The 15,555-nt window shown below is 48.9% G+C and carries 4 protein-coding genes, 3 rRNA genes and 1 other annotated feature (1 of these 8 cut by a window edge); of the genes, 5 read left to right on the top strand and 2 right to left on the bottom strand.

All coding sequences use genetic code 11. From position 1 onward, the window contains the following. The 5 genes from ACFWUL_RS11340 to ACFWUL_RS11360 form a co-directional block, all read left to right on the top strand. Positions 1-1,773, top strand: a 23S ribosomal RNA gene (locus ACFWUL_RS11340); it begins 1,154 nt to the left of the window's first position. A gap of 80 nt (positions 1,774-1,853) precedes the next feature. Beyond that, a 5S ribosomal RNA gene (gene rrf, locus ACFWUL_RS11345) occupies positions 1,854-1,970 on the top strand. An 835-nt stretch (positions 1,971-2,805) separates the two neighbouring features. Beyond that, positions 2,806-7,128, top strand: a complete 4,323-nt coding sequence (locus ACFWUL_RS11350; RefSeq protein ID WP_416177371.1) for an ESPR-type extended signal peptide-containing protein — start codon at positions 2,806-2,808, stop codon at positions 7,126-7,128. Between the two features lie 155 nt (positions 7,129-7,283). Then, positions 7,284-8,205: a sequence feature (23S ribosomal RNA rRNA prediction is too short), on the top strand. Positions 8,206-8,282: 77 nt separating this feature from the next. Then, positions 8,283-8,397: ribosomal RNA gene (rrf, locus tag ACFWUL_RS11355) — 5S ribosomal RNA — on the top strand. Between the two features lie 914 nt (positions 8,398-9,311). After that, positions 9,312-10,958: a YadA-like family protein gene (locus ACFWUL_RS11360; protein WP_416178127.1), complete on the top strand. Its 1,647-nt coding sequence runs from the start codon at positions 9,312-9,314 to the stop codon at positions 10,956-10,958. 849 nt (positions 10,959-11,807) lie between these two features. On the opposite strand, the gene ACFWUL_RS11365 is transcribed toward ACFWUL_RS11360, so the two are convergent. Together ACFWUL_RS11365 and ACFWUL_RS11370 are read right to left on the bottom strand one after the other, a co-directional pair. Beyond that, positions 11,808-13,259, bottom strand: coding sequence for a hypothetical protein (locus ACFWUL_RS11365; protein WP_416177372.1), 1,452 nt, complete (start codon positions 13,257-13,259; stop codon positions 11,808-11,810). Positions 13,260-13,337: 78 nt separating this feature from the next. Further along, positions 13,338-14,237 (bottom strand): M48 family metalloprotease, encoded by a 900-nt coding sequence (locus tag ACFWUL_RS11370; RefSeq protein WP_416177373.1) that lies wholly within the window; start codon positions 14,235-14,237, stop codon positions 13,338-13,340. Positions 14,238-15,555: the final 1,318 nt, after the last annotated feature.

Genomic DNA, 15,555 nt, shown 5'->3' on the forward strand with positions numbered 1-15,555 from the left:
GAAAATGTCCGGGGCTCAAGCACGGAACCGAAGCTATGGCATGATAGCAATATCATGGGTAGGGGAGCGTTCTTATAAGGAAGAAGCATTACCGTAAGGAGATGTGGACATATAAGAAGTGAGAATGCCGGTATGAGTATCGAAAAGAAAGGTGAGAATCCTTTCCACCGAAAGCCCGAGGGTTCCTGAGCAACGATCGTCGACTCAGGGTAAGTCGGGACCTAAGCCGAGGCGGAGACGCATAGGCGATGGACAACAGGTTGAAATTCCTGTACCGGATGAAGTCGTTTGAGCGAAGGAGCGACGCAGGAGGGCACATGATCGCGCGGCTGGAAGAGCGCGTCCAAGTGCGTATGTTGGTAAGGAGGCAAATCCCCTTACCTGAAAGCAGAGACATGATGGGGAGTTAAAGGCGACTTTGACGAACTCATGGATCCCACACTGCCAAGAAAAACTTCTAGCGAGAATTCATCCGCCCGTACCGTAAACCGACACAGGTAGGCGGGGAGAGAATCCTAAGGTGCGCGGGAAAACCCTCGTTAAGGAACTCGGCAAATTGCATCCGTAACTTCGGGAGAAGGATGACCCTGAGTAGGCGAAAGGGAGAGACCCCCGGAACAGAAAAGGGTGGCAGAAAAGAGGCCCAAGCAACTGTTTACCAAAAACACAGGTGCCTGCGAAAGCGAAAGCTGAAGTATAGGTGCTGACGCCTGCCCGGTGCTGGAAGGTTAAGGAGAGAGGTCAGCTTAGGCGAAGCTTCGAACTGAAGCCCCAGTGAACGGCGGCCGTAACTATAACGGTCCTAAGGTAGCGAAATTCCTTGTCGGGTAAGTTCCGACCCGCATGAAAGGCGTAATGATTTGGGCACTGTCTCAACGAGGGGCCCGGTGAAATTGAAATACCTGTGAAGATGCAGGTTACCCGCGACTGGACAGAAAGACCCCATGGAGCTTCACTGCAGCTTGAGATTGAATCCCGGTGACATATGCACAGGATAGGTGGGAGGCGTTGAAGTAATGCCTTTGGGTGTTACAGAGCCGATGTTGGGATACCACCCTTATGTTGCTGAGATTCTAACACGGAGACTAACAACCTCGTGGACCATCTCAGGCAGGCGGTTTGACTGGGGCGGTCGCCTCCTAAAATGTAACGGAGGCGCCCAAAGGTTCCCTCAGGCCGGACAGAAACCGGCCGAAGAGTGCAAAGGCAGAAGGGAGCTTGACTGCGAGACAGACAAGTCGAGCAGAGACGAAAGTCGGGCTTAGTGATCCGGTGGTACTGAGTGGAAAGGCCATCGCTCAACGGATAAAAGCTACCCTGGGGATAACAGGCTAATCTCTCCCAAGAGTTCATATCGACGGGGAGGTTTGGCACCTCGATGTCGGCTCATCACATCCTGGAGCTGGAGTAGGTTCCAAGGGTTGGGCTGTTCGCCCATTAAAGTGGTACGCGAGCTGGGTTCAAAACGTCGTGAGACAGTTTGGTTCATATCCATCGCGGGCGCAAGAAGTTTGAGGGAGGCTGCTCCTAGTACGAGAGGACCGGAGTGGACGGATCAACGGTGTACCAGTTGTCACGCCAGTGGCACGGCTGGAAAGCCGCATCCGGAAAGGATAAACGCTGAAAGCATCTAAGCGTGAAGCCCGTCCCGAGATGAGACTTCTCATCAGCAATGAGTAAGACCCCTTAAAGACGATGAGGTTGATAGGCTGTGAGTGGAAGTGGCGCAAGTCATGGAGCGACGCAGTACTAATAGGTCGAGGTCTTAGCTTAGATTTCACGAAAAGCACGACCAGAGGCGAGAGCCTTCGGAACTTCTTCTATGCAGTTTTGAGAGAACAGACTCTCAAAGATTCAGTGGCGATAGCTGTGAGGATACACCCGTACCCATGCCGAACACGGTAGTTAAGCTCACAAACGCCGAAAGTACTTGGCTGGAAGCGGCCTGGGAGGATAGGAAGCTGCTGATTCAACGAAAAAGACGTACTGGAGATTTCCAGTGCGTCTTTTTTTGTGCTTTATTCCGGATATCTTGCCGTTCCTTCCATATTATGGTATAGTAAAATTATCATAAAACGTAAGTAGGTGAAAACCATGTATCCTGTCCAACTGATGATTTCTTACTTTACAACTAGTTTTACGGCCATCATGTATATCGGCAGAGAGGTGACGGCTAAACAATATACAGGAGAGGGGGATTTACAAGATAATAAAGATACATATATAAAAAAACAGGCCCAGGAATGGGTGCGCTTTGTTTCATATAGATATAAAGAAGGACAGTGTAGGCATATACTGTCCTTTTTGGCATGTTTGCATTCGTTTGTTATTTTCAATGATTGGTTACCACCTGTCTGCCATTCAGTATGGAATGACAGGAGCATGACCATGTTCGTATGAAATGTGCTGTTTGCGGCAAAGAATTTACCCCGACCCGTATTACCTAGCGATACTGCGGATATACCTGCAGGAGGTATGCCAATCACCATGGAATCAATGACAACCGTGTCGAAGGGGCTCTTTATGCTCCCGTTATACGGGAATTTACGTGTCTGCGGTGTGGTAAACACGTGCGGGTAACAGATGGCAGAGACTGCCGTACTAAATTCTGTTCACAGCATTGTGAAAAATTATATTGGAAACATTCCCAAAAAGTATCTTCGGTAGCAATGCATCGAGAATTTACCTGTCGGGAATGCGGTAAAGTCGTCATCGTGACAGAACCTAAAGACCGGCGTCGTTCTTTTTTTCGTATAACCGAAAATAGTGTGAGAAACGTATACCTACTGAAAGGAGATTATCTATATGAATAAAATATACAAAGTCGTGTGGAATAAAGCAAGAAATTGCTATGTTGTAGCTTCGGAATTTGCTAAAAATCATCAAACGGGTTCAAGCCGTATAAAAGCTGCATCTGTAGCGGCTGTTATGGCAGCAACTATGCTAACTATCGGGACAGGCGTTATATATGCTGCTGATGATGTAACAGATACAAGGGTAAAACCGATAAAAGAAACTATTTCATATGACAATACAACAGATAAAACCACGCAGTTAAATGATCCTAATTTAAAACATGTTAATCCTAATTATCCGGGTCATGGACATACAGATAAATGTGGTGAGTTGACGTATAATACAACATTGACCATTGGGGACATTAATAAAGTTGTCGATAGATTAGTTGAGAATGATAACGTGCTTTATGCTCAGGACATTAAAAATGTAACCATGGAGAATGGAAGCATTTCCTTGATACGTAATGATGGGAGTCCCGTTACAGATAAGATTGCTTTAACTGGAAACGATGGTACGAATGGTCAAGATACATCAGTAACTGTTAAAGTTGGAGACAAATCTCAAACATTTCAGACAGGCTCTGTTGTTACGGCAGAGACAGATGCTAACGGAAAAGCCACAGGATTAACTATTAATGGAACACCTTATGATATAAAAGATACTACATACAGTGCCGGAGATAATGTAACGATTGATAAAGATGGACATACCGATTATAAAGTCAATCTGAATAAGGATTTGACCGGTATTGAATCTATGACCAATGGTTCATCTTCTATCCGCATGGGAAATGGTGGCACTGTAACAATCAACAATAGGGTTACCATTGATCAGAGCGGCAAAATTAGCGGTGTAGCGGCAGGTCGAATTGCTGCCGACTCTACCGATGCCATCAATGGCAGCCAGTTAAAAGATGTAGAATCGGTCGCTAATAAGGGCTGGAACTTGTCAACTAACGGTAATGAAAAAGCTACGCAGGTCAAACCGGGAGATACGGTAGACTTTTCTGGCGATGATAATATTAGCGTTGCAAATGATGGTACTAAAGTCACGATGACCTTGAAGAAAGACTTGACAGGCTTGAATAGTGCGAAATTTGGAGATACGACCATCAATACTGACGGATTGACTGTTGGTAGTGGAACCAGTGTCTTAGCATTTAGTACAAAGAGAGTCAGTGTTGGCGGACAGCAAATTCATGATGTTGCAGACGGCGAAGCTGATATGGATGCAGTCAATATGAGACAGTTGAATAAACAGACGGCAGCATCCAAGACAACTGTTTCTGATGGGACCAATACCACTGTTACCTCTACGGCAGCGGAAGATGGACATACCGATTATAAAGTCAATCTGAATAAGGATTTGACCGGTATTGAATCTATGACCAATGGTTCATCTTCTATCCGCATGGGAAATGGTGGCACTGTAACAATCAACAAGGTTACCATTGATCAGAGCGGCAAAATTAGCGGTGTAGCGGCAGGTCGAATTGCTGCCGACTCTACCGATGCCATCAATGGCAGCCAGCTCCATGCGGTACAGCAGGAAGCCGGTAAACATACGAAAGTAGTCAAGGGCAGTAACATTACTGTAGAAGAAACCGATCAGGATGGTCAAAAGACATATAAAGTAGGCCTGAATAAGGATCTTCTTCTCGGCGATATCCCTGGCAAGAATGTTAGCATCAGCGGTACAAATGGCACCATCGAAACGACAGGATCTATTACCACAAAAGATAGAGTCTATGCCGATAAAGGCGCTAAATTAGCCGATGTAGACATTACAAAAGATACCCTGTCCAACGGTCCGTCCAAAGTTGTCCTGAATGAAGGCTATGCAGGTATGTCGTATGGAAATACGAATGTTGTATTAATGAATAATAGTGTATACTTGAACGGCAAAGTAAATGTTGATAAAGCCGGGCAGATTCATAATGTGACAGCAGGTACAGCCGATGAAGATGCAGTGAATGTCAGCCAGTTAAAAGGTGTAGAATCGGTCGCTAATAAGGGCTGGAACTTGTCAACTAACGGTAATGAAAAAGCTACGCAGGTCAAACCGGGAGATACGGTAGACTTTTCTGGCGATGATAATATTAGCGTTGCAAATGATGGTACTAAAGTCACGATGACCTTGAAGAAAGACTTGACAGGCTTGAATAGTGCGAAATTTGGAGATACGACCATCAATACTGACGGATTGACTGTTGGTAGTGGAACCAGTGTCTTAGCATTTAGTACAAAGAGAGTCAGTGTTGGCGGACAGCAAATTCATGATGTTGCAGACGGCGAAGCTGATATGGATGCAGTCAATATGAGACAGTTGAATAAACAGACGGCAGCATCCAAGACAACTGTTTCTGATGGGACCAATACCACTGTTACCTCTACGGCAGCGGAAGATGGACATACCGATTATAAAGTCAATCTGAATAAGGATTTGACCGGTATTGAATCTATGACCAATGGTTCATCTTCTATCCACATGGGAAATGGTGGCACTGTAACAATCAACAATAGGGTTACCATTGATCAGAGCGGCAAAATTAGCGGTGTAGCGGCAGGTCGAATTGCTGCCGACTCTACCGATGCCATCAATGGCAGCCAGCTCCATGCGGTACAGCAGGAAGCCGGTAAACATACGAAAGTAGTCAAGGGCAGTAACATTACTGTAGAAGAAACCGATCAGGATGGTCAAAAGACATATAAAGTAGGCCTGAATAAGGATCTTCTTCTCGGCGATATCCCTGGCAAGAATGTTAGCATCAGCGGTACAAATGGCACCATCGAAACGACAGGATCTATTACCACAAAAGATAGAGTCTATGCCGATAAAGGCGCTAAATTAGCCGATGTAGATATCACTGGAGATACTATTTCCAATGATAAATCTTCTGTGAAGTTGGATAAAGAAGGCACCGTTACTGTCAATAATAAAGTAACTATTGATGGAAACGGAAAAGTTAGCGGTGTAGCTGCTGGAGAAATTTCTGATACTTCTACGGATGCAGTGAACGGTAGTCAACTCAAAGCGACCAACGATCGCGTATCTAAAGTAGAAGGTGACATCACGAATATTAAGGGCGATATCACAACTATTAAGGGTGATGTAACGAAGTTGGGAGATCGTGTCACAAAAGTAGAACAGACAGCAGGTAAACATAGCAGTGTTTCTACAACAGATAGCAATTTGAGTATTGATTCAACAGGAACAAATGACGCAGGCGGTATTGATTACAAAGTCAGCCTGAAGAATGATTTGAAACTGGATAGTGTTACTACTGGCAATACAGTGATGAATAAGGATGGCGTCACAGTAGGAAAAGATATTTCTCTTACGAAAGACGGCTTGACGGCAGGAGATACCAAGGTTACGAATGCTGGTTTGTCTATCAGCGATAAGACGTATGTCAGCAAAGATGGCCTCAATGCGAATAATCAGACGATTACCAATGTAGCAAACGGCAAAGTGGAAAAAGGCTCTACCGAGGCCGTTAATGGCGGTCAGCTCTATAACGAAACGAGAGTTGCAAAAGACGGCAACTTCGTCAAAAAGTCTAACACGGCTGGTGAAAACTTGTCGGCTTTGGATAACCAGGTAACGGCCAACACGGAATCTATTTACCATATGAATGGTCGTATTTCTGACCTCGATAACCGTGTCAACAAAGTCGGTGCCGGTGCTGCGGCTTTGGCAGCATTACATCCATTGGATTTTGATCCGGATGCGAAGTGGGACTTTGCGGCAGGCTATGGCAACTACCGCGGCGCTAATGCAGCTGCTGTTGGGGCATACTATCGTCCGAATGAAGACACGATGTTCTCTGTAGGCGGTACCTTTGGTAATGGCGAAAACATGGTTAATGCCGGCGTAAGCTTCAAACTAGGTTCCGGAAGCAGTCATGTATCGACTTCTCGTGTAGCGATGGCGAAGGAAATAAAAGAACTGCGCGGTGAATTGGAAGCTATGAAGTCAGCCATGCTCGATGCCAATGCAGGTAAGAAGATAGATACATCCAAACTGCAGCTCTTCCCGGATGTACCGCAGAATCACTGGGCTTACGAATACGTAGCACAGCTGGCCGGCAACGGCATGATCGAAGGCTATCCGGATGGCAACTTTGCCGGAGACCGCCCGATGACGCGGTATGAATTTGCAGCTATCTTGTATCGTGCCATGACAAAAGGCGCAGTCTTGTCCGACAAGATCCTCAGCGAATTCTCGCATGAATTAGAATACTTCACTGTCGATACGATAGCAAAAGACAAAGCAGGCAATCCGACGATTCAGCGTGTTCGCACAGTCAAAGAAAACAAAAATAAATAAGCTCAACGAACCATTGAATAACGGATAGGAAAAAGAACGATGCAAAGAGAACATGTTTCTCGATGCATCGTTCTTTTTTTGTTGGTTGCTTGTTGCCTGATTCTAATCTTTGATACATAGGATATAATACCAAGAGAAATACGAATTAACATGGAAGTGTAAGTGATGAGGTATTCTATAGATTTACTTGTTTTTTTAACCTAATCCGCCAGAGATGCAGGTTACCCGCGACTGGACAGAAAGACCCCATGGAGCTTTACTGTAACCTGAGATTGGATTCCGGTAAGAGATGTACAGGATAGTTGGGAGGCTGAGAAGTGAGTACGCCAGTATTCACGGAGCCATTGGTGGGATACCAACCTTGTTTTATTGGAATTCTAACGCGGAGAGTAACGACCTCGCGGACCATCTCAGGCAGGCGGTTTGACTGGGGCGGTCGCCTCCGAAAGAGTAACGGAGGCGCCCAAAGGTTCCCTCAGGCCGGACAGAAACCGGCCGAAGAGTGCAAAGGCAGAAGGGAGCTTGACTGCGAGACCCACAAGTCGAGCAGAGACGAAAGTCGGGCTTAGTGATCCGGTGGTTCTGAGTGGAAAGGCCATCGCTCAACGGATAAAAGCTACCCTGGGGATAACAGGCTAATCTCTCCCAAGAGTTCATATCGACGGGGAGGTTTGGCACCTCGATGTCGGCTCATCACATCCTGGAGCTGGAGTAGGTTCCAAGGGTTGGGCTGTTCGCCCATTAAAGTGGTACGCGAGCTGGGTTCAAAACGTCGTGAGACAGTTTGGTTCATATCCATCGCGGGCGCAAGAAGTTTGAGGGAGGCTGCTCCTAGTACGAGAGGACCGGAGTGGACGGATCAACGGTGTACCAGTTGTCACGCCAGTGGCACGGCTGGAAAGCCGCATCCGGAAAGGATAAACGCTGAAAGCATCTAAGCGTGAAGCCCGTCCCGAGATGAGACTTCTCATCAGCAATGAGTAAGACCCCTTAAAGACGATGAGGTTGATAGGCTGTGAGTGGAAGTGCCGCAAGGCATGGAGCGACGCAGTACTAATAGGTCGAGGGCTTGACTTAGATTTCACGAAACGCGACCGTGGCGAAAGCCTTCGGAGTTTCTTCTGTGCAGTTTTGAGGGAACAGGCCCTCAGAGATTCAGTGGCGACAGCTGTGAGGATACACCCGTACCCATGCCGAACACGGTAGTTAAGCTCACAAACGCCGAAAGTACTTGGCTGGAAGCGGCCTGGGAGGAACAAGCTGCTGATTAAGATAAAAGCCCTAACCGAAAGGTTGGGGCTTTTTACTTTATCCTCATTCCGATGCTATTGGCTGGAATGGCTGGGAGGAACAAGCTGCTGATTAAGAGAAAAGCTCCAATCGTAGGATTGGGGCTTTTTTCATATGTGTGAAAGTGAGGAGTTAGGAGTGAGGAGTGAGGAGTGGAGGTGCGGCGCACGAATTATATAGCGCCGCTTTTTTATATGTTTGCCCAATAGGTTGTAGACCTCCCCTCTTTAGAGGGGAAAAGTAAGCGAACTGATTTCGTAGGGAACCGAAGGTGACTGAGAAATCAGTGAGACACTTTCCTCGTGTAGACGAGCGGAGGCCCCGTCAGCGGTGGTGGGGTGCCTGATCGTATGGATGGAGCTAAGGGTGATGGGCTCTTTCGCTTTGCCCGCCAACGGGGTTGTGGTTGCTTCGCACTGGGGGCATAAGGAAGTTCCCCGTTCTTGGCTGCGAACATAACATGTACTCATTACGCTATATAAAATGCTTATAATTATAGAAAGAAACGATTTATAACTTTTTCTTTATTTCCTATGATATTCTATGAATTATACGGTGTTTGTTTTTCCAGTATAAAATTTGGAGGAAGGGAGTATGGGATGATGAAGGGTCATAGGGAATTCTTGAAGGGAATGGGACAGAAAGGGCTTCTCGCAGGCCTCCTCCTGACACTGGCAGTGGGCACTCCGGCCTGGGCGGAAGGATCTATGGATGACTCAACCCTATTACATAACCTTGCGGAAAATAGTGATCCCAGAAATCCATCCATTGCTATCGGATCAAAGACCGGTGAAGAAAATTCGACTATTATTGGAGAAGGTATAAAATCCGGTAAGTCTGGTCATGCTGGTAATATCATTATTGGGAACGGTTCTTCTGATTATTACCAGGTAATGAAACAGAAAAGAGTCAATGATGGACAGAGAGTAACTTATTGGTTGCAGCTAGTGGATGCCGATGCATCCAGCGGGAATGTCATTGTTGGTTATCAGAGCAGGGGGCAGTCTTATGCTGTTTCAATCGGTTTTCAGAGTAATTCTGAAAGTGATGGAGTGGCTATTGGTGGTATTTCATCTGCACAGCATAATGGCGTAGCCATAGGACGATGGGCCAATGCTGGTACTGGATTGACTCACACTATTCAACTTACGGATGATGATGGTGATCCAGTCTATGAAGAAGGGCTCCCTGTTTATAAAACATATACAGATTACACTTCGGATGACACAGCTGTTGGTAATAGTGCTAAGGCCTATGGTGGTTATTCCAGTGCGTTTGGAAGTGGTTCCCAGGCGACCGGTTCTTATTCCACTGCATTAGGGGACAGTGCAAGAGCATTAAAATATGGAAGTACCGCTGTTGGAAATTCTGCTCAGGCTTCGGAATGGAATTCGACTGCAATGGGGAATAATGCATTGGCTGGGGGCTGGGGTTCCACTGCTATAGGATACGAAGCACAAGCAACAGGATCCGGTTCTATTGCTATTGGTTTTGGTATGCATGGGCCTGCAAATTCCTCAGGCGAAGACGCACTAGCATTAGGAAGCGGGGCGGCGGCCTCCATGGATAATAGTGTGGCCCTTGGAGCAGGCTCGACGACGATTTATGATTTTTCTGCTGCCCAGAAGACCACAATGACGTTGGATGGACAAACTTATAAATTCGCCGGTACTCCATTTGAAGACAATGGCATCGTCAGCGTCGGTTCTTCAGGTAAAGAAAGGGTCCTTACCAATGTGGCACCGGGACGGATTTCGGCGGACAGCACCGACGCTATCAATGGGAGCCAGCTCTATGGGACGAACCAGGCTTTAGAAGCGTTGAGCAAGAGGACAGTCAAGTATGATGTAAAGGATGGAAATGTAGATACTTCCAATATCACTCTGGCCGGAAATGGGGGTACAACCATTACCAATGTGGCGGACACTTCTATTACCGGGGATTCCACCAATGCCGTGAACAGCCGGACTGTATTTAATGAGACCCGGGTATCGAAGGACGGCACCTATATCCGGAAGGATAATAGTGCGGCCCGAAATATAGAGGCCCTGGACCACCAGGTGGCCCTGAACGGGGATTCCATTGTCTCCCTCCAGAGTGATATCCACAGCCTCGGTCATCGGGTGAACAAGGTGGGCGCCGGGGCAGCAGCACTGGCGGGGCTGCATCCCCTGGACTTTGATCCCGACGATAAATGGGACTTCGCCGCCTCCACCGGGAGTTACCGGAATGCCCACGCCTTTGCGGTTGGTGCTTTCTACCGGCCCAATGAGGGAACCATGTTTTCCCTGGGCGGCAGCTTCGGCAACGGGGAAAATATGTGGAACGCCGGGGTGAGCCTGAAGCTGGGTCGGGGCTCCGGAGATACGTCTTATTCCAAGACCGTCATGGCCCGGGAAATCGTATTCCTCCAGGATAAGGTAAAAGCGCAGGATGAAAAGATTTCCTCCTATGAAACCCGGCTGGCAGCGCAGGATAAGGAACTGGCGGAACTGAAGGACACGGTCAATCGCCTCTCCGCCGCCCTTGGGGTGAAGTGAGAGCCATTTGAAAAGCCTCCAATTCTATGGAATCGGAGGCTTTTTTCTTGAAAGAATTGAGATTTGAGGAAAGAGAATTGAAGGCCAGCGGCTTCGCCGCAGAAGATTGCATGGTGTTGGTTATCTTACACATTGAGGATAACGGAAAGCAAGTGCCCCCTTGGAGATGGAAGTGCTTCGGCCGGGCTCTAAGGTGCTCGCTTAATGTGCAGGCTAAGCTCGCAAATGGGCCCGGCTTGGGCATCCTCTGCAGGATGCCCACATAGGACTTCCAAGTTTGGCATAAATAAGGCGCCTGGCCTGCCCATTAAGGCGCCTTCCTTTTAAGCCAAACGGCGGCAGGTCGAAGGCCAGGGGATGGACCTGCCTCGAAGAGGCAGGTCCTGCGAGGCAGAGATGGGGGAAGAATATCAGGATCATCCCACATCCGTCTGCTTACGACTGCGTCAATCCATCCTGCGGCTATGCCGCGGCCTTTCTCCAAGGGCCTGCATGTTGTGGATTACCTCATACTGAGAATATTTGCCTTTGTGGGAATAACCATTAACCTGTGCCCCCTTAGAGAAGGGGGCAGGCCGAAGGCCAGGGGATGGATCTGCCTCGAAGAGGCAGAATCTGCGAAGCAGAGATAGAGGTAAGATGAATATCAGCAGCCTCTCACATCCATCTGCTTACGACTGCGGCGATCCATCCTGCGGCTATGCCGCGGCCCTTCTCCAAGGGCTTGCATGGGTACGGATATATAAATGTCGGCGCTATTTAATTTGATGCGCCGCCACCACTCCTAGGGCGAAGCCCGTTCCCCTTGAGCCACCTCGCCCGCAGGGCGTTACCCTTAAGCCACTTCCCTCACGGCTTCAGTGCCTTTGCCTGCTCTTTGATTTCTTTAATATTCTGTTGAATCTGCCTGATGGTCTTCATGGGGCCTTCCCGGTTCCTGGCGTCGGCGATGCTCATGGTTTTGCCTGTTTCCTTGTCCACCAGTTCTATGGTACCCAGATGGAGTTTGCCGTTGATGATGTGGAAGGCATCGGTGCGGATGAGGCCGAAGTTGGTGTCGATAGTGACATTGTAGAAGTCCAGGGCCCGGTACCGGTTGTTGAAGGTGCCGGAGATGCCATTGAAGGGGATGAGGCTGTAGAAGCCGCCGCCTGAAGAGAAGCTGCCGAAGGCTACGAGGTGTTTCACGTCGCCGTCGCAGTGGATTTCCCCATCCAGGGTGACGAGGCAGTAGAATTTGGGCTCATTTGTCGGAATGCGGCTGTCCAATCCCTCCCCGTGGAGGTAGATGTTGTAGGCCCGGCTGTCGATGTTGTAATCGCCCCGGGCGGTGACGGTGCCGCCGTAGACCCGGGCATTGACATCGGAGAAGGTCATTTCACCGTCGTCATAGTGGATGTCCCCTTTCACGTCGTAGAAGTCCAGGGCCGGCACGTGGAGCTCCGGTATGGTGACGGTGCCGTCGCCGATGGGATGGGCCAGGGGGCCGCTGCCGGAGGCGGTCAATGTCATCTTGTCATGGATATCATCCCCCAGTCCCATGGAGGAGGGGTCCACGCCTTCGGCAGTGACGGTGATGGTGGAGGGGAGTCCCTTTTCTTTGAAATTGATTTCGCAGTCCGCTTCCACGCCGTCCCCCACCATGGTGCCGCCGAATTCGCCGGTTTTTATATAGAGCCGGCTTATCCCTTTCGTATTGATGTGGCCGCTGATGGCCACGTGGTTCATGAGGTACCGACGCTGCCGGTAGAAGGCCTCCATCCGGGCATTGTGGACGGTGATGGTGAAGTTCAGGGGCTTTCCCTGGCGGTTGAAGTTGGAAATACGGTCTTCCAGGTTTTTATCGCTGCCTTTTTCTTTGTCCTGTTTGATTTCGCCCTGCTTCCGATTCACGAAGTCCACATTCATGTCTTCATCGAAGTGAACGGCAAAAACCGGGTTTTCCAGGGTGATTTCCCGGAGGGTGGTGGAGACAAAGCGCTTCTGGAGAATATCCCAGGGGTTGACTTTGAAGGATCCTGCGGGGACCCGAAGGATAGGATTGCCTTCCGGGTCGTCCCAGGCCAGGTTCTCGAAGGTCACGCCGCCATGGATATTGGCGGTGATGGATTCCACGGTAATGGTGCCCCGGAGCATGGTCTGCCGGGCAGCGGCGTAGTTGAAGAGCTCTGCAGCGCCGTAGCTCAGGATTTTTGCAAACAGGAGGAGCAGGCAGAACAGGGCAGCCACGAGTCCCAGAATGATGAGGATATACCGGGACCAGTGATTTTCTTTCCGAAGCTTTGTCAGTTTTTCCTTCATAGGGGCTCCTTGGGTTGAGACAGTGAGTTAGTGAGTTGGTGAGTTGGTGAATCAGGAACGTAGCCCTGCGCAGTATCTTCAATCCCATTCGTCTAAAGACTTTCTGCGTTCATCACCAATGATCTTCCGGATCCGTTCGATCCGCTTTGGTGTGTCCGGGTGGTCGTTCAGGAAACTCTGGAAGAAACCGGAGTTTCCCCCGCCGTAGATGGATTCGATACGGAGAAGGCCGCTGGCCAGTTCCCTGCCAAGTCCCAGGTGGCAGGCGTAGGCGTCTGCTTCGTATTCCTCTTTCCGGCTGCCGAAGCGGGAAATGAGGAGCATAGGAATCTGGAGGATGAAATAAAGGATATTGTACTGGAGGCTGATAAAGAGGGCAAAAAGGTTGATGACGATGCCCAGGAAGGGGATCCAGATGAGAAGGCGGCAGATGAAGAAGATGGTGTTGTACACCATGACGATGATCTGGCCGAACCATTCCATGCCTACGCAGAGGAGGTTTGCCCAGGTATGGCCATTTCTGATATGTCCCATTTCATGGGCCATGACGCCGATGACCTCGCCCTCCGGGAACTGCCGGAGCAGCGGCGCAAAGACAACGATGCTCTTTCCCAGGGAAAAGGCGTTGTACTCATTCCGCAGGCCCACGTAGAGGTGGTAGTCCGAGGGATCCAGGTCTCCCCGGCGGCAGATTTCATGGAGCCCCTCTTCCAGGAGCGCCGCATCTTCTCCATAGGCTTTCCGTCCGCCCTGGGAGAAGACGAAAATCCTTTCAAAGGGGCCAATTTCTGCCAGGATACCGGGGATGAGCACGGAGGCCAGGGAAAGCTTCACCAGCAGGTCCAGGTCATTCCCACTGCCGGCAGTGGACAGGCCGCCCATGTAAGCCAGGGACAGCATGATGGACCAGAAGGAAAAGTCCATGATGAAGTTTACGATGAAGGTGAGAATGATGAGGATAATGGGGGTAAGGGACATGGGGACTCCTTAAAAGAATAGAAATCTGAGATTTAAATTGAGGCGTGGCGGCTGCATGCTGGCAGATAGAGCCCGTCGCAGGGGGAAAAAATCTCCCCCAATGACGCTGATCCGTAAATTGTAAAATTTGGCCATCCAGGCATCTCCGTAAGGATCTATCAATTTTATTCTACTTTTAATCATAGCACGACGGGAGAGGAAAGGACAAAGGAGCTGTGAAAAATGTTTCCATTTTTCACAGCTCCTTTGGGTGGAGTCGTCTTTACTATAGAAGGGAAGAGAGCAGCTGCTGTGTAACCATTGGGACGCTTCAACCGTCAAAATTTTTCTGAAGTACCGTTACAGGCAATGATCCGTGAGATCTCTCGACTCTTCATCACATACTACTTTTACAGATAAGGGCACTACGGCGCTGCTACCGCTCGAGATGACGGAGGAGGAATGGCGCTATTCATGTTCCGTTATTCCTGAAGTACCGTCACAGGCAATTGTCCGTGAGATCTCTCGACTCTTCCTCACATACTACTTTTACAGATACGGACACTACGGCGCTGCCACCGCTCGAGATGACGGAGGAGGGATGGAGTCATTTTCATGAATAGGGTATACCACGAAGAATGGCATTATTCATGTTCCGCCATTCCTGAAGTACCGTCACAGGCAATGATCCGTGAGATCTCTCGACTCTTCATCACATACTACTTTTACAGATACGGACACTACGGTGCTGCCACCGCTCGAGATGACGGAGGAGGGATGGGGTCATTTTCATGAACAGGGTATACCATGAAGAATGGCACTATTCGTATTCCGTCATTTCGACCGGTGGCCGTATGCATAATGACGCTGCAGTTCAAAATCGCTACAGCTTCGAGGAGTGGAGAAATCTTTCTTGCGTTTGGAAATGCAGAACTATTCACCTTCTGCCATAGCGTTGTAAGAACGTCAGAGGCATAGTTCTCGGAGATCTCTCGACTCTTTCTCACACATTATTTTTACAGATACAGATACTTCGGCGCTGACATCGCTCGAGATGACGGAGGAGGGATGGAGTCAATTGTGTAAAAATGGTATACCACGAAGGATGGCTCTGTCCGTACTCCGTCATTTCGACCGGTGGTAGTATGCTTAATGACTCTGCAGTCAAGAATCGCTACAGCTTCAAGGAGTGGAGAAATCTTTCTTGGGATTGGGAATACAGGTCTTCCTTGAAACACCGTCACAGTCATTTATCAGGGAGATTTCTCGACTCTTTCTCACAACCTGCTTTAGCAGATACAGCCATCACGGCGCGTACCACCGCTCGAAATGACGATAT

This window comes from Dialister sp. (genome assembly GCF_047832375.1).
Lineage (GTDB): Bacteria > Bacillota > Negativicutes > Veillonellales > Dialisteraceae > Dialister.